The sequence below is a fragment of the Bifidobacterium sp. UTCIF-1 genome, from assembly GCF_006408915.1.
GTDB lineage: Bacteria > Actinomycetota > Actinomycetes > Actinomycetales > Bifidobacteriaceae > Bifidobacterium > Bifidobacterium reuteri.
In genome coordinates, this window is the sequence record NZ_JFAG01000008.1 from 1 (window position 1) to 16,804 (window position 16,804).

9 protein-coding genes are annotated in these 16,804 nt (G+C 54.6%); 7 read left to right on the forward strand and 2 right to left on the reverse strand.

The genetic code is table 11. The features are described 5' to 3' along the window. Positions 1 to 38 precede the first annotated feature (38 nt). Positions 39 to 545 (forward strand): GNAT family N-acetyltransferase, encoded by a 507-nt coding sequence (locus tag BW09_RS04340; protein ID WP_044088745.1) that lies wholly within the window; start codon positions 39 to 41, stop codon positions 543 to 545. Positions 546 to 662: 117 nt separating this feature from the next. On the opposite strand, the gene BW09_RS04345 is transcribed toward BW09_RS04340, so the two are convergent. Then, positions 663 to 2,960 (reverse strand): CAP domain-containing protein, encoded by a 2,298-nt coding sequence (locus BW09_RS04345; protein WP_140462439.1) that lies wholly within the window; start codon positions 2,958 to 2,960, stop codon positions 663 to 665. A gap of 340 nt (positions 2,961 to 3,300) precedes the next feature. On the opposite strand from BW09_RS04345, the gene BW09_RS04350 reads away from it, so the two are divergent. The 4 genes from BW09_RS04350 to BW09_RS11075 all read left to right on the forward strand — a co-directional run bounded on the left by BW09_RS04350 (position 3,301) and on the right by BW09_RS11075 (position 13,239). Further along, positions 3,301 to 4,299: a hypothetical protein gene (locus BW09_RS04350; protein WP_140462438.1), complete on the forward strand. Its 999-nt coding sequence runs from the start codon at positions 3,301 to 3,303 to the stop codon at positions 4,297 to 4,299. Between the two features lie 304 nt (positions 4,300 to 4,603). Then, a complete protein-coding gene (locus BW09_RS04355) occupies positions 4,604 to 8,110 on the forward strand; it encodes a PD-(D/E)XK nuclease family protein (RefSeq protein WP_140464762.1) in 3,507 nt (1,168 codons plus the stop codon). A 14-nt stretch (positions 8,111 to 8,124) separates the two neighbouring features. Next, complete coding sequence (locus tag BW09_RS04360) at positions 8,125 to 12,348, forward strand: UvrD-helicase domain-containing protein (RefSeq protein WP_140462436.1); 4,224 nt, start codon at positions 8,125 to 8,127, stop codon at positions 12,346 to 12,348. 429 nt (positions 12,349 to 12,777) lie between these two features. Further along, the gene (locus BW09_RS11075; RefSeq protein WP_238567012.1) at positions 12,778 to 13,239 is read left to right on the forward strand and encodes a hypothetical protein; all 462 of its coding nucleotides are present in this window, start codon (positions 12,778 to 12,780) and stop codon (positions 13,237 to 13,239) included. Between the two features lie 129 nt (positions 13,240 to 13,368). On the opposite strand, the gene BW09_RS04370 is transcribed toward BW09_RS11075, so the two are convergent. Further along, a complete protein-coding gene (locus BW09_RS04370) occupies positions 13,369 to 14,196 on the reverse strand; it encodes an aldo/keto reductase (protein WP_140462460.1) in 828 nt (275 codons plus the stop codon). Between the two features lie 703 nt (positions 14,197 to 14,899). On the opposite strand from BW09_RS04370, the gene BW09_RS04375 reads away from it, so the two are divergent. Beyond that, positions 14,900 to 16,414 (forward strand): FGGY-family carbohydrate kinase, encoded by a 1,515-nt coding sequence (locus BW09_RS04375; RefSeq protein WP_140462435.1) that lies wholly within the window; start codon positions 14,900 to 14,902, stop codon positions 16,412 to 16,414. Between the two features lie 12 nt (positions 16,415 to 16,426). Then, positions 16,427 to 16,720 (forward strand): acylphosphatase, encoded by a 294-nt coding sequence (locus BW09_RS04380; protein ID WP_044088750.1) that lies wholly within the window; start codon positions 16,427 to 16,429, stop codon positions 16,718 to 16,720. The last annotated feature ends 84 nt before the right edge of the window (positions 16,721 to 16,804 follow it).

Sequence of the window (16,804 nt, forward strand, 5' to 3'; positions counted from 1 at the left end):
GAGAGACACACGACACACTGGCGCGTAACAATATCCTTATGAGCGTTTCTGAAAACATCCGTCATGCCACTATGGCTGATTTGGAATCCTTGTCTGCCATTGAAGCCGCATGCTTCCCTCCTGCGGAAGCCGCCAGTTCGTATGAGCTGCAATCCCGGCTGACCGTGTATCCTGACTTCTTCTGGCTGCTCACCGAAGAGCAGACAATCATATCCTTTATCAATGGCTTCGCAACCGACTGCCCTGATTTGACCGATGATATGTATGCCGATGCCACGTTGCATAATCCAAACGGCGAATGGCAGATGATTTTCGGCGTTGACACCGATCCGAGATTCCAGCATCGCGGACATGCCAGCACTCTCATGCACGCCGTCATCGAGGACACCAAGGCAGTCGGGCGACGAGGGCTGGTGCTCACCTGCAAGGAACACCTCATCGGCTTCTACCAGCGTTTCGGCTATATCGACGAAGGCGTTTCCTCATCAACCCACGGCAACGTCCGCTGGCACCAGATGCGCCTCACCTTTGACGAAATGAACTAGTGTCCAGCGCCAGTATCAGCTTATGTGCTCCAATCAGAACCCGTAAGGTGCTGGATGGGTGGCACCTGGATGGCAGTAATCCCATCCAGCACCTTATAGGCTCGTTCTTAACCGAAATCAGTCACGTTCGTGGGATTCGGAGTCATGTGCGAGCTTCATCTTGACGAAGACGCAGCCTGCTCCTGCAAGCGAGGCGATGGCCATCATGGTCAACGGCAGGGCAGTAGTCGCGCCGGTGACAGCCAAATCACCATTCCCGGTTGTGCCGGTTTCGTTTGACAGCGCCTGGCCAGCGACATCCTTTGCATTCTGCTTCGCTGCCGACTCCCTGTCGGCGGCATCGTGCGCAGCCTGCTCGTTGTCTTTCTGAGCCTGTTCAAGCTTGGAAGCGAGAGCCTTGGCACTTGCAAGTGCCTTGTCTGCGGAATCCTTGTCAGCCTTGGCGGCATCGTAGACCTTCTGCGCTGCCGCAAGGGCCTTGCCTGCGGTATCATCGGCGGAAGTGGCATCTTCTAGCTTGCGCGCAGCGGCTTCAGCAGTGGCTTTGGCTGCCTCCAAAGCGGCATTTGCCTTATCAAGTGCAGCTTGTGCGATATCAGGGTCAAGAGCCTTTTGTGCTGCAGTGGCTTCGGACAGTTTGCCGTTTGCCGCATCAAGGTTCCGTCGGGCTTCCTTGACCTTGGACTTGGCTGTCTGCAAAGCCTCGTTGGCCTTGGTTGCCGCTTCGGTTGCCTGTGCGGTGGCGTTCTTGGCTTCCGTAAGAGCGTTCTCCTTGGAAGAGAGCGTTTCCTGGGCTTTCTTCAGAGCTTCCACTTTGTCGGCTTGTGTTGCAGCGGCGTCGTCATAGGCCTTCTTCGCTGCCGCGAGCTTCTCGTTGGCTTCCTTGAGCGCTTTATCTGCAGCCTCGCGTGCTGCAGTGGCTTCAGCGGCCTTGGCGTTGGCTTTGGCCAATGCGTCTGCGGCGGTTTTGGCATTCGCCTGCGCCTGGGCGGCCTTGTCAAGTGCGGTGTGATAAATGGAGCCTGCATTCTTGAGACCGTCCATGTACGCGCTCAGCTTGGTCACATATTCGTCAACGGTCATGTCGCCGGCGTCATAGCCGAAGTTCTGGGCGTCTACCTTGAGACCCGACCCATCGGAGAAAGTGGTGCCAGTTCCGATGGAGTTGATATTCGGGTTGATGATGTTCTGATAGTGACCAGTGGCGGAATAATCGTGATTGCCGGAATCCCAGATCTTCTTTTCGGCGTAATACCAGCCGTCAAGCGGATCATCATACCCCCAAGCTAGGTTCTGGGAGCCGCCATATACAAACACGTGGCCGAACCCACCGCCGTCAAACGTATTGTAATCTGCGGCGGCCTGAGCGGCGGCGGCAAGATATGCGCTATAGTTGAGCTCGCTCAGGCCAAGGCTTTTGCGAATCTCATTGGTTTCTTTCATGACCTTTGCGGTTTGTGCCATGTTGTCCAACGAGGTTGCCGAATCCTTGTCTCCAAGTTTGTACCAGACCTTTCCTTGCCAGTCCTTGATGGCATTGGCTGCCTTGTCGAGGCCATTGGCTTCAAAGAACCCGAGAGCTCCCTTGTTCCATTCAGACTCGGCGTTGTCGGCGATGGCTTTCTTTGCATCGGCATCCTTGTTGGCTTCAGATGCGGCTTTCGCGGCCTCATCCGAAGCGTTTTTCTTGGCCGCTGCGTCAGTGGACGCTCCCGATTCGGTGGCTGCCGCTTCCTGTTGCTTGGCTGCGGCATCTTCCTGGGCCTTCTTGGCGGCTTCAAACGCCTGCTTTACGGAATCGGGCATGTCGATGGCCTGCTGCTTGGCATCAACATCCTTCTTCGCATCGTCTCTTTCTTTCTGGGCCTGCTGTTGCTTGGATTCGGCGTCTTTCTGGTTCTGCAACGCTGTATCGGCGTCATGCTGGGCGCTTTGTACTGCATCGTTGGCTTCCTTCAGCATGTCAGTGGCATCGGTCACGGCTTGCTGTGCCTGATCGACGGCCTGTTGAGCTGCCTGCTGAGTCGCGGGATCGACGGCTTTGTCGTAATTGGTCTGCGCCTGCTGCTGTGCGGCATTGGCGTCGGCAAGCTGTTGCTGGGCTGCGGTGTTGTTCTGCTGCGCCTGATCGAGCTGCTGCATGGTGTTCTGCTTGGTGGACTGCGCATTATTCAGCGCGGTCTGTGCCTGGTTCAACGCGGAGGCCGCTTCGTCGGCCTTCTGCTGCGCCTGCGGGACGCCGGCAATCTGCTGTGCCTCGGACACTGCCTGCTGTGCTTCGGACACGGCCTGTGCGGCCGAAGCGATCTGGTCCTGAGGAGTGGAGACGGTTTCGTCCGCCATCGCCATCTGCGGTGCGACTATGGTACCGGCGGTGATGATCGTTGCGACAGCGGCTTTGCTCGTGTGCTTCATGATATTCTCCTGATCTCTCGAGGCGGGTTGTTCGGCTCATGGTGTGCCGCCTCTGCAACGCCGGAGCCGTCAGCGTTGATTGATGGTGGAATCCATCGCCATGCGCTGACACCAGATACAACCGGACAATGGTGTTCAAATCATCGAGAACGTTGGAATTTGAGGCGTGTCGTGACGCAGTGGTGTGTTGTCCGGTTCTAGGAGGTGAACGGTTCGCAGGAAGCGAATCACATTGACTGCCCGGAATGGGTGTAAGGAAGGTAACGAGATGATGACACGTTTGGGAACGATGGGGAAGACCGTAATGGCGGCTGCCCTCGCTTGCGCAATGGTGGCTCCCTTGACTGCCTGCAGCATGGATGGTGCCAGCTCCGCGGCTCAGAGGCTGATGGAGTCGGTCGTTGCAGGAGATGCCAAGGCAGTCGCCGAACAGTCGGTGATGACGCGACAGGCCATTGGGAAGGTAACCTATCTGAGCGTCAAACCGTCCAAACCGATTGAGCAGATCGTGGTTGGCGACTCGAAGAAGACAGGCGACCGCGTGCGCTCCATTGCCGTCTCCTATGTGGTGGACGGCAAGAAGCAGAACACGGAACTGGTCATGCGCCAGGAGGAGGGGAACCGGTGGAAGGCAGTGGACCCGGTGCTGTTCCGTATGGTCACTGCCGCGGACGCTACCGTGGAAGGCGCAAATGCTGGAACCGGTACGAAATATGTCATGGTTCCCGGCGTCTATGAGGTGAAGAGCACGGGCTCGTGGTATCAGGGTGCATGGAAGGAAACGATTACCGCAGACACTGATTACGGCAGATCCATCGGCATCGGCCTGTCCTCGAATGATCATCTGAATGCATTGAACGCCACGGATGCCATTACGACGGATCAGGGCATTCAGCAGGAGCTGGCGGATGAAATCGCTAGGCTAGACATGTGCCAGACACTGGAGAAACTGTATCTGAACGGGAAGGAGTATGCTCTGGTCGTCGGCAAAAGCATATCCAAAGCCTGCCGATACGATGTTTCGGAAGTGAATTCCACCATAACGAATTACGCTTCCAAGCCGGACTCCAACGGGTATTTCAATATCACGTTCGATGCGCAGGTTACCGGTGACGTGGCTGAATTCAAGGATGGCGGCGAAAGCGATGGCGAATGGTCTTGCCAATACGTCTCTGGCGCCGGCACCCCGATCCAATGCGCACGCTTTGTGTCTCGGCAGTATGAGGTGAAGGGGCTTCAGGCGAAGTGTGACATCAACGACAGCTGCATATTCACGGACTCAGACAGTACGCGGACCGCCTTCGCCGATGTGATCTACGCCGGTCACGGTACGGACTGATACGCAGCGGGATGAACGATCGAGAGCCTCGGTCCATGTTTTCGGGAAGTCAGTTTGAGACGCGGTGTGAGACGCGGTTTTCGACTTCCCGAAAACATTGGAATGTGAGGCGTGCCGCTGTCTATGTCTCTCTCGGTGAACAACTTGTCAGGTTCATAGAATCAGGCGGCCGATAAGGCGGTCGCGAATACACATGGTGAAGAATGGAAGGAAACTGCCCGATGTTTGAGTGGTGCTTCATGATATGGCAAGTGTCCCGAGGTAATGTACAGAATATGACATCTTCCAATGAAGGGGGAGCCCGATGAGTGGCACATTGAAATCACTGCTGGAACGCATGTTGTCTGACAATACTGCTTCTCCAAGCTGCCAGCACATTGTGGTGCTTACTCCAGCTCGTCTGCGTTCTTATGCGGAGCGTGAGGCGTTGCGTATCATGCGTAGCCATGAACTATCCCAGCAGCGTGAAGTGGACGTAAGCGTCCATTCTTTCATTAGTTTTGTGCGTTCGGTTATCGGCAATCATGATGATGCCGTATTCATGCGTCCCACACTTTCGCCTTTCCTCATGCGAGTCCTGCTTGCGCAGGAGATGAGCAAAAGACCAGATCTGTTTCGTGAGGCTGGGCGAACTTTCGGTTCCGTGAATCAGTTCGCTGCGCAGGTTGAGGAATTACGTAAATCCGGTGTCAGTTCGGATGATCTTCATGCTGCGGCTCAGAAGAACACGGGAAGCCTCGCAAGCTCGAATGCAAGCCGGTTCCAGGCCTTGCATTCGTTACTGGAACTCGTGGAACATGAATATGCGGATAATTACGCGTTACCGGGTGAGATTGCCCCGGTAATGAAATCATGGTTGGCTGTTCATGGTTCGGCATATCGATTTGGACTGTTTGGTTTCGAGAACATTGCGCCCTCAGAGGCGCTCGCTTTGCAATGGGTTGAACGGTATTCGCAACTCGTTTGCGATTCAGATATGGCTGAGGTTCCGTACGGTGATTTGCTGAGCCTGCTCACAGGCTCTTCAAACGATGCCGTTCATGCCCTTGCACCTGTGCGGCCTGTGACTGACATTCCGGTTATAGCAAAGCCGATTGATAATCCAGCTGAGGAGATTCGATTCGTGGCATCGGATATTGCACGGCGGATTAAGGATTCTCGCGGGAAACTCTCGTTTGGTGATGTGCTGGTTGCTGCCCGAGACATGAGCCCATATCGTGCGTTGCTGGATACGGAATTCTCCTATAGATCTGTGCCGGTGAACACTACGCCTGCGGCCATGATGAGCGATGATCCATTGGCGGATGTTGTGCTCGGACTGTTGGATCCGGCGCTGTATCGTCGTGAACCAGCCACTATTCTGCGCGTGTTCCGTAGCGGGCTGATGCGCGGAGTCACCATTGACTATAGGGATTATGCAACTGGCGCGATGAAGCGCAGACCAATTTCCTCATCTACATTGGACAAGCTGGAGAATTTACTGGCTACTCAGAATCCCTCCATGCTGTGGCAGCTCGCTGAAGATGGCGCAACGAATCCTGCTTCTGAATGGCAGGCGGCCCACGCCATCAGCATATGCATTAATCAGGCTGAGCATCAGTATGGGCTTAGAGCTTGTGCTGACTATCCGGGCGATGGCATTGATAATGGCGTCAACGATGTGACGGTACGAGAGCAGATTCGCTCTTTGGTGCAGTTCCTTATCGACATGAAAGTGAACAAAGCCGTTTGGAACACGGGGGTGGAGTCCGGCAAGAGGAACGAGTACCGTATCAACCGCACTCGCCAAGTGTGGGATACCATCATGGGCGCATTGAATGAGATGGTCCAGCAATTCGGCGATGAACCATTCGCTGTGTTTGCGCCCACATTCAAAGACAACCTCGAATCGTTGCTGAGAGCCGAACCATTAGGCACTCGTCCGAAGGCATTGAACGCAGTGGATGTGGTGACAATCCCTACCCCAATGCGGCAGTACCGACTTGTATACGTACTTGGCGCGAGCGAATCGCAATTGCCGGCAATTCCACATGAAAGCGGCTTGTTGGATGAGAGTGAACGTTACCTGCTTGCAGACGTATTGGCTGCGCGCGGCAAAAGGGTGGAAGCCTGGTCGATTCTGCGTTCCACTTTGGATGCTAAAGCCCGCCGAGAACCATTGGCTTTCAATATGTTGACCACGCATGCCAGCGATGCGCTGATTATGACATGGCCGAAAACCTTGGATGGTGCGGCACAACAGCCTTCCTCCTACGTGAACACTGTCGCTCCTCGCGCAGCTGATTCTCAGGAGGGACATAAGGCCTGTGAATGGGGACACGATATCGAAGAACGTTTGATTCCATTGCCAGACCAGACGAAACCTCTCGATCGAGAGTTGGCCACGCTGTTGTTCACTAAGAGTCAGAGGAACGACTCCGACAACGATGCAAATACGACTGCAAAAACAACTGCAGATGCAGATGGTACTGTGTCTGATTCCAGGGTATTCGACGCCTCGGTATCGTCTATCGAAAAGTATTACTGTAATCCGTACGATTACTTCCTCGAGTACGGACTGAAAATCAAGCCTCTGCGTCCATACCAATTGGATTCCATGCTGGAGGGCAATTTCTACCATGCGGTACTCGAACATGCCGTTGGCCGATGGGTCACCGAGCATCCTGGAGAGTCACCCGAGCTGCATCAGATGCAGGCCTATATACGCGATTATGCTCGCCTTGACCGAAGCGATGCCTCGCCAGATGACCAGTGGAGCGTGTTGGAAGAAGATCCTCGCATGTCTGTATTGGGCTCCAGTGAACGAATGCGTATGGTGCATCAACAGCTCACTTACACGCTGCTCAACATGGCTGCATACATGGATGGTATTCGCACTGCTTGGTGTGCCGAAGGCAAACTGCGGCAGGAACAGTCCAAGGATGAGGAAGGTAAGAATGACAAGAAGAACAAGCGGAGTGTCATATCCGCAAATCGTATCGTCCCTTTGCACACTGAGCGACAGTTCGGAACTATCAACAACAAGCCCAGCAAATGGGAAGCGTTAGCTGATGGATACCTCAATGGGTTAGTAAACGGGCAGATGGTGTCCCTCCCGCTGCATGTTAATGGCAAGGTTGATCGTATCGATAAGGTTATTGCTTCAGACGGTGAGACGAGCACTGAAGGGCTGCTGGTGTTGGATTACAAATCCTCGGCCAAGCAGTTGTTCGGCTCAAAGCCATCAGAGAAAAGTCCGGATGTGGATAAGGGTTCCGCCATCCACTACGGTCGTGAGCTCCAGCTGTTTACCTATGCCCGAGCGGCGCAGCGTAATACGGATGTACCGCTTATTGGTTTGTTCTTTGTGCCGATTCGGCGTAAAAACGACACCGTCAGACCAGTGGCATTCCCGGATTGGATTGCAACGCGAACGAAGGGTCCTCTGAGCGACGGTGTGACGGCATTGTTCCAAGATGACTCATGGGTCTCAGCCTGGAACATGGGATTAGGCAGTGGTGCAACCATCGTGAATCCTTGGATAACAAGCGCTCCTGGCGTTTGGGCTCAGATACAAGATGACGAGTTCAACGCTATCTGTGATTTCGTGCAGTTGAAGATCCAAGAAGCCTGCGAGAACATCATGGCCGGGAACTTGCCGGTGCAGCCTTATAAAACCTTGGATCCAAAGGCGGATGATGGCTTGGTCCGCAGCTCGTATACGGATGTGATTGCCTTGGATATGTTGAACGGTGAAGCCTTCCACTACGAAGATCCGGTTGCAAAAGATGCACTCATTCATACCGCCATGACGATGGTTCAGAAGAAGTAAGGGGGATAGTTGCCATGAATAAGAATACGTATGTGATCAATGCTTCCGCTGGTACTGGCAAGACCACCCAGTTGTTACAGGACGTGCTGCTTGATTTGTTGGAGCGCAATCGCAGCGCCGTTAGCCCACAGTCGATTCGCGCTTCTTTGGTGATCACGTTCACCGAAGCGGCAGCGGCGGAAATGCGTAGGCGGCTAGAGTCCAATCTTCGTTTTGCCATCGATTTTGCTGCGGCTAATGAGCATTGCGACCCGCGGCATCTCATCAAACACGATGATAGGTATGAAATCGGCGGCGATGATGGGGCCTTGGCACAGGCAATACTCATCGACTGTCCATTGGCGTGCAGGGTGTTCACGCAAGCGCTCGCTGATTTGCCTGCTGCGCATATCAGTACCATCGATGCACTTGCGAAATATATTGTTGATCGCAATTCTGAGCTTCTGCCTCAAGTGGAGCCAGGGCAGCAGATTCTTTCTGACGAAGCGATGCGCCATGATTTGCAACGGCAGGTTGCGGATAGTCTGTTTGAACAGTGGTACAGCGAAAACGATAGCCATCATGTCGATTTCATGGACCTCCTGGAAAGCTTTGGCGGTGCCCGAAAAGACAAAGATTTGCGCAGCTTGATGTTCAGCCTGTACGGCACGGCGTTAACCAAACCGGATGGCCTCGCATGGCTGCGTAATGTGAGTGAACCGTATGATATGAAGTTCGCCGCTGATAAGCCTGTATATGGGGTGAGCGACGCTCTTGACCGACGCATTGACGCGTGTATTACCGAGTTCACCAGTGTGTATCCGGTGCTGCTGGAGCGGATTGAATATATCGAGAAAACGTACGCTTCACAATACCCGGAAACCAATTTCCCGGAGGACAGCCACTATTTGCGGTCGCTTTCTCAGCTGGATACCCTGCCGGAATTGATGCGCAACAGTACATGGAATGAGCTGTATGCGCTTTTCCGCGACGAGCAGGAACATCCTGATAATGGTCTGTACCATGCAGTTACTACAAATTGCACGCAGGGATCAAACGTATTAAAAGACGTTTTCAAAGGCAAAGTCAAAACCAACTGTGAAGGTGTGAGGGAACTCGCACAGTCGGTAAGCGATATTCAACAACCTCTGAAGAAGATACTGTCGATGTTCGCTTTCTCGCTGGAAGACACCAACCTGTTGTATGAGCGGATGAAGCATCGTTTGGATACGCTGGTTTGTTTCATTCATCTTTTGGATGATGCATACCGTGCTGAGAAAAGACGCATGCGATTGGCTGATTTCAGCGACGTGGCGGAATGGGCTCTTTCCATATTGCAAGAGCCGGAAGCGGCACAGCGCATCCACGATCAGTGGCGTTGCATCTATGTGGATGAGAGTCAGGATGATAATGCGTTGCAGAACGCATTCGTGCAATACGTCAGTAGTGAAGCGGATAAGCTCACTATGGTGGGCGATGTCAAACAAAGCATCTACGGTTTCCGTGACGCTTCTCCGGAGGCTTTCAAGGAGATTTGCGATCAGGTTCCGCCGGAGCATACCAGCCAATTATGGGTGAACTATCGCTCGACGCCGGAGATCATCACGTTTGTGAATGCAGTGTTTGATGGGTTGATGACTCGCGACATGGGCAAGGTGGATTATCGTGCCGAACGTTTGCGCATGCGGGCTGATGCCCACAGTGATGTAGCTGAGCCGGATGCGTCGTTCCGGAGCGATGCCGTGGAACTGCTGCTGTGTTTGGAAGGTGAACGGGAAGATGTCGGTGACAGCCCCGTCGGCAACAAGCCGGAACCCCAAAAACCCCAAGGCAATTTGCGTTGCGTGCAAAGTCAGCTGCAAGTGGACATGATTGTGCGCCGTGTACGGTCATTGATTGCTCGGGAGGGCTATTCGTATGGTGACATTGCGATTCTTTCGCGTGGCGCCACCTATTTTGGAGATCTTGCGGATCGGTTGCAAGCTGCCAACATCCCGGTGGAAGTGAAGGGGGTAGGCGACTTTTACAAGAAACCGGAGATTGCCTTGGCGCTCAACTGGTTAAGAGTCATTGCCAATGCGCGTCAGGATATTCCACTGGTCACTGTGCTGCGTTCGCTTGGCTTTACTGATGATGATCTGGCGCGGTTGCGTATGCAGACGAAGGGTGGATTGTACGGGCAAATCTGGGTGGCCAGTGAATTCGAGAATCAATGGCATGCAACAGCTGACGTGCAGTCTGATACAGACAATGCAGATGACACGAATGATGCCAACCCCGAAGATACTGCGACCGATTTGGCGCATAAATGGCGCACCCAGGAATTGACTGACAAGTGTCGAGCGTTCTTGAATCTTCTGAATGATATGCGTGACTTTGCTTCCGGCCATCCGCTGGATGAACTCTTATGGCATCTGTATGCGGTGACGGATTTGTACGATTATGCGGGTTTGCTGCCGGAAGGCGCGCAGCGCAAAGCCAATTTGGAGTCGCTTTGTGCCAAGGCCAGAACCTATGAATCCACACATGGTCGTAATCTTCGTGCGTTTCTCGATGCCGTGGAATCTTGGGCAACGGATGCCAAGGCGGGGGAGGAGGCTTCAACGGTTCCTACCAAGAACGCTGTGCATATCATGACCATTCACAAGGCCAAGGGTTTGCAATGGCCGGTGGTAATCGTGATGAACGCTTCGGGTGATTTGCTGAATAACGTGAAGAACACAGCTGTTCCCGTGGTGGAAAAGCCGGGTGCGCGATATGGCATAGCTGGCATGAATGTAGTTTCCGCGCGTCATGAATACAAATTGGGCACTTTCCAACGCGATGATGTGATGGAGGAGTTGAAGCGTAATAGCGTGGAGGAAGAGCTGCGTCTGCTCTACGTGGCGTTGACCAGGCCTAAGGAGAAGCTCATCATCGTGGCGAATGCCAAGGAATCCAAAGATAAACCCAATTCGCTGGATATGCAAAAGGCCATCGGTGACGTTTCCATACGAGAAGTGGATACCGTTTGCGGGCCGCGCAAGGCGTTGTCGGTGCAATCGTTGGTTTCGTCTTCTCGGTATTTGTCGTGGATTCTCGGGGGCCTGCTTGCATGGCAGCAATCGGCAGAGCCGGGTGTTTCCACGCAGATTCCGCATGATTGGCAAGATATTCGTATCGACGGTGAGCCTCGAGCCATTGTGGTTCCTCAAAATCCTGATGATGCCGACCCGCAGACCGCACGGCCAGGCATGCGCATTACGATTTCCATTCACGCGGACGATCCTGAATATCAGACCGAGATGAGTGCGGAAACGCCAGGGTATTCATACACCAAGAAGCGCATGAATGTTGAGGCTCAACGCCCTGCAGTGGATGGAGACGGTTTGCTGCGTGTGCCAGCTGCTGTCAATGCTTCCGGCGCTCGCTATTGGATGGCCAAGAGTGTCCAACAGACTACGGATGGCGAAGACAGTGATGTTGAGGATGACGCAACGGAAAACGTGATTGTGGATGCCAAAGATGACTGGCGCCGCATGGACTTTGCCTTGCCCGACTTCATGGTGACTGAATCTGCCAGGCACGAGGCTTCTCCCGCTGAGGTGGGCACCGGTGCGCATAACGTGTTGGAAATCTTCAACTGGGAGTGTTCGGATAATGCCGGATCCTGTCGTGCTGGTATTGAATCGGCTATCAATCAATTGCTGCGCACGCATCTGATTGCACCGGCCGTGGCCGAAACTCTGCGTAGCGAGACGATGATGGCGAATCTGCTGTGGTTTGTCTCAGGCGGGCGGATTGATAGTGCACAGGTTTCCGACGAAAGTGCAACTGTGAGTGCGGATGCTCTGAGAAGGCTTACTGCCCGAATCCGTTCAAACCCAGCCGATCTGCACAGGGAAGAGCCTTTCGCCATGCTGATTGGAGCGCAGGAATTGGCGGTATTCAATAGCGGCAACGCGAATGCTGATGGTTCTGCGGCTCCGGATATGGCGTCTTCGCTGTCCTCCAGGGAAAACGAGGAGATCGTAGTGCGTGGTGTCATCGATGGCTTTGTCGTCGATGATGCAACGCAATCCATCATATTGTTCGATTACAAAACCGATCGGGTGCAGAGCGGGGAATCTCTTGACGCTTGGCAGAGACGTCTTGCCGACGATTACCGAGCTCAGCAGGATCTTTACGCGCGAGCCTTAGAACAGCGCTACTCGGGGTACCGAGTCACCGAACGCTGGCTGATAGGTTTGGCAGGTCATCGATTGATTGATGTGAGCTGATCGATATATCGCAGGATGAATTGATTGGGGCTCTATCTGATCACGATCAATCAGATAGAGCCCCAATCATGGTGTTTCTTGTCAGTGTCCCAACAGCAGAACTACCTTACGGGCTCGTGTAAGCGAGACATAGATAAGACTGCGTTCTTGCTTATAGATTGACTCTCGTGCCGCATCATCTGCCGCACTATTCAGTGCTGCGCTAGGGGGCATACGCCATCTGCGACATTGACGATTCATATGCACCTCCTGTATGCCCTTTCTGTCATTGCATCGGTATTTGCTGACGTCTATACCAATCTGACAACTGCTCTTTTCGTTGGAATTTGAGGCGTGTCTCGGTTTTTGGGGTTTTGTCCGGTTGATAGGGGTGTCAGGCAATGAGCCAACCGCACAGGGTGGTTGGCCGAACGAGTAAAGGAGATTGCCATGGGTAAGGTCATTAAGTCCAAAGTCGTGTTCACTGACCCGCGAGACCGCGACGACGACATCAGCGACTACACCGTCCCGATTCCTGAGGGGCTTACCGAGGAGTTCCACCCCTCCCAGCCGGTCACCCCGAAGCAGATCATCGCATGGGAGACCCGCAACAAGGAGCCGTATCCGGGTTACGCCGAGGAACTGTTCAACTGGGAGAACGCATGGGAGGAGGTCAACCGCGCCCAGCTGAAGGCGGACGGCGGATACCTGCACATCTCCGATCCGGAGCCTGTGGAAGTGGTCGCGTCGTCGGATGCCGTGGCAGGCGGCGTGAAGGATGGCGATGGCAGGGATGTTCCTGTCTACGGTGACGAAACCGTGTTCGGTGAGTTCAAGGACGTTTTCGAAACCGTGTTCGGTGGCGATGAGCAGTCCGACGATGACGGTGACGAAGAACGAGAGGGGGAGTGAACGCTAGAACAGCAGGTGGAACGCCCTGACGAGTCTACCGTCTTGTCTTTTCGCTGAAAACCGCCGTTTTGGAGTCGATCTGCGGCATGCCGTTATACGCCGCAGACCGACTCACGATTGCCGCGTCGATTAGAAGTCGAAGTCGTCGGGGTCGGCACCGTTGCGGTGGCCGGTGTTGAGCGAGGTGATGGCATCCATGTCTTCGGGGGACAGGTTGAAGTCGAAGACATCGAAGTTCTGCTTGATACGTTCGGCATGGGTGGACTTCGGCAGTACCACTACGCCACGCTGAATATGCCAGCGAATCACCACCTGAGCTGCGGACTTGCCATACTTGGCACCAATTTCGGCCAATACGGGATTGCCCAGCAGGTTGCCGCCGGTGCCGCCCAGTGGGCTCCAAGCTTCGGTATGGATGCCCTTGGTGGTCAGGAAGTCGATGAGCTCCTGATTGGTGAACTGAGGAGAGGATTCGATCTGATCCACGGCAGGCACCACGTCACTGTTGTTCAGCAGCTCTTCGATGTGGTGCTGCTGGAAGTTGCTGACGCCGATGGCCTTCGCGCGACCGGAAGCGTAGATCTCCTGCAGGTCATCCCACGCCTGCTGCCAACCGTCAGCCGGCCAATGAATGAGATACAGGTCGACGTAATCCAGTCCCAGACGATCCAGGCTCTCCTGGAAGGCGTCCAGACCACGATGCGCGCGGATATCGTCATTCCACAGCTTGGTGGTCAGGAAAAAGTCATCGCGAGGCACACCGGCACGGCGAATGCCTTCGCCCACCGAAGTCTCATTGCGGTAGATCATCGCGGTGTCGATATGGCGGTAGCCGGTCTCCAATGCGGTCTGCACCGCATTCACCGTGGTCTCGCCGTCCGGAGTCTGGAAGACACCAAGACCGACCTGAGGAATAACGCTGCCGTTGTTAAGGGTAATCGTCGATTGTATCGCCATCATGCCTCACTTTCCCTATCGGTACTGTTTCAACCCTATTCTATGAAGAAAACCGCGGAACGGGGGGAGCACGCCGGCGCACGTCGATGCTGGTCAGCTATGCGATGAATAGGTTGCGGCACCGTCATATTGGGTCGACCTTGTTGCTCCTCGTACCGGTCTAATACCCTTGTGCAACGTTATCACTGAAGAATCCGGTGGTATATAAAGGGAGCAACGGTCATGTTAGTGGAGCGTCGCCCTCTTGGTGATAAATGCACAGGCGATATTGCAGCGTCGTGGCACACGACGAACATCTGTACCATACTAGGTACGCTCTCAGCGAAGCGAAACGGCCACCACATACCCAACCTACAAAAACAACAGAAGTCACTCTTTTGTTTCTTTTGTCTTCATTGCTCCGTCTACTGACACGCCGTGAGCAGGCATGCTATTGGCATTCTTCTGCGGGAGTCAGCCACCTTCCATGATGTGTACGGCTCCCGCACATGCGTGCTATGTTCTAGGCGGTCTATAAGCCGATGCATCCCCATTCGAGGAAGTAGGTATGGAACACTTCACGAATCTGCGCCGGCGTTTGCTCGTTACGTCATTGAGAACCGGACAATTACCGGGTGAACAGCAACAACAGGCGGCTACGATGGGAAGCGGATCATTCGGCGGCGCATCGAAGACCTGCGGACATGTCGAGGAGGGGAAACACATGACACAGAGCGGTGACGCTCGTCAAGGCAACGGCGATTGTCAAGGTGGCGGCGTGCAGTACGCGGCGGCATTCGATTCGGGAACCACGGCGCTCAAGGGTGCGTTGGTTGCGCGGGACGGGCGTATCGTGGCCAGCAAGAGCCGTGATTTGACGCTGATCATCGACGGGGACCATCGTGAACAGGACCCGAGGGAATGGTGGCGGGCGTTCTGCGACGTATCCCAGGACCTGCTGCGCGCCGCCGCGAAACAAGAAGCGGACTTTGCACCCAATCAGATCGCCGGCATCATCTGCAGTGGGCAGATGCAGGATGTCATCGCATTGGGTGCCGGGCTCGAACCTGTGCGCAACGCGATCCTGTATTCGGACGGCCGCGCCGAGGCCGAAGCCGAACAGCTCGGCACTGCGTATCCGGGCGGTACGGCGCGTTTCCTCGAAGCCGTGGGCAATCGTTTGGAGGGCTGTCTGCCTGTGCCGAAGCTGATGTGGCTGCGCGAGCATGAGCCGGAAACGTATGCGCGCATTCGCCATGTGCTGATCAGTTCCAAGGATTATCTCATTGCACAGCTGACTGGTGAATGCGTCGGCGATGTGGCGGCCTGCTCCACGGCAGGTGCGATGGATATTCGTACTGGCCAATGGGATGCGGCGTTATGCAAGGCCGCAACAATTGACCTCGCCATATTGCCCGAATTGCATAAGCCACAAGATCAGATCGGCACTGTGACTGTTGCCGCGGCGTGGTCGACCGGTTTCGCTGTGGACACACCGGTGTATGCAGGCATCGGAGACGCCGGGGCGACCACATTAGCCAGTGGTGTGAGCAAGCCGGGTCAATACAACATCAATATCGGTACCTCGGGCTGGATCGCTACCGTTTCGCCCGAGCCGTTCACCGACAAGCCAGGTGCCGCCAATCTGGCATTCGGCGTGGAACCGGGATTCGTGAACGCAGTACCGTTCCTCAATGCCGGCGACGTTCACAAATGGGTGACCAGTGTATTCACCGATGGCAATTACGCAGAAGCGCATCGACTTATTGAAGCATCAGAACCCGGTTCCAATGGCGTGCTGTGCCTGCCATATCTGGTGGGGGAGCGTTTCCCCGTCATGAACCCGAATATACGCGGTGCCTACGTGGGCCTTACTCCAAACACCACCGAAGCGGATTTGGTTCGTGCTGCATTGGAGGGCGTCGCTTTCTCAATCCGCCAAGGTATGGAAAGCTTTGATGCCGAGCCGACGGCAATATCCCTGATTGGTGGTGGTGCACGAGAGGCGGCCTGGTGCCAGATTCTGGCCGATGTGTTGGAACATTCCATCGAAGTATTCGCCAACGCCGATATTCTGCCAGCCGTGGCAATGGCATCATTAGTATTCAATGCACCGGGCCTGCTGCAATCAGTATGCGAACGCACTGTATATCAGCCGAATCCCGACACCGCACGCACATATGCCAACGCTTACCGGCGGTTTCTGAACCTCTACCCAATGCTGCGGACGATGGACTAGGAACTGAGCATCATGAAGCAATCGGCAGATAGGATTCGCAAACATATAGTGGTCACCGGACTGGTACAAGGCGTGGGATTCCGCTATTTTACGGTGACTCAGGCGCGTCGGCTAGGCGTACAGGGCTGGGTGCGCAATTGCCTCGATGGTTCGGTCGAGCTGGAGGCGCAGGGGAGTAATGATGCAGTGCAAGCATTAGTTAAGCAATTAGCCGTTGGCCCGCGATGGTCCGAAGTGAGTCACGTCGCCGTGCATGATGTGCCCCTCATTGATGAGGGCACTCGGACATTTGGCGTGCGTCAATAACCTGCACCGCGAACATCATCACGCATGATAATCTCACGATACGGGTGAACATGGGCGTTCCTTGACGCTTAGGCCGCTCACGTT

Coding starts and splice junctions, on each gene's coding strand:
- BW09_RS04340 (WP_044088745.1), top strand. CDS start 39: ATGAGCGTTTCTGAAAACATCCGTCATGCCACTATGGCTGATTTGGAA.
- BW09_RS04345 (WP_140462439.1), bottom strand. CDS start 2,960: ATGAAGCACACGAGCAAAGCCGCTGTCGCAACGATCATCACCGCCGGT.
- BW09_RS04355 (WP_140464762.1), top strand. CDS start 4,604: ATGAGTGGCACATTGAAATCACTGCTGGAACGCATGTTGTCTGACAAT.
- BW09_RS04360 (WP_140462436.1), top strand. CDS start 8,125: ATGAATAAGAATACGTATGTGATCAATGCTTCCGCTGGTACTGGCAAG.
- BW09_RS11075 (WP_238567012.1), top strand. CDS start 12,778: ATGGGTAAGGTCATTAAGTCCAAAGTCGTGTTCACTGACCCGCGAGAC.
- BW09_RS04370 (WP_140462460.1), bottom strand. CDS start 14,196: ATGGCGATACAATCGACGATTACCCTTAACAACGGCAGCGTTATTCCT.
- BW09_RS04375 (WP_140462435.1), top strand. CDS start 14,900: ATGACACAGAGCGGTGACGCTCGTCAAGGCAACGGCGATTGTCAAGGT.
- BW09_RS04380 (WP_044088750.1), top strand. CDS start 16,427: ATGAAGCAATCGGCAGATAGGATTCGCAAACATATAGTGGTCACCGGA.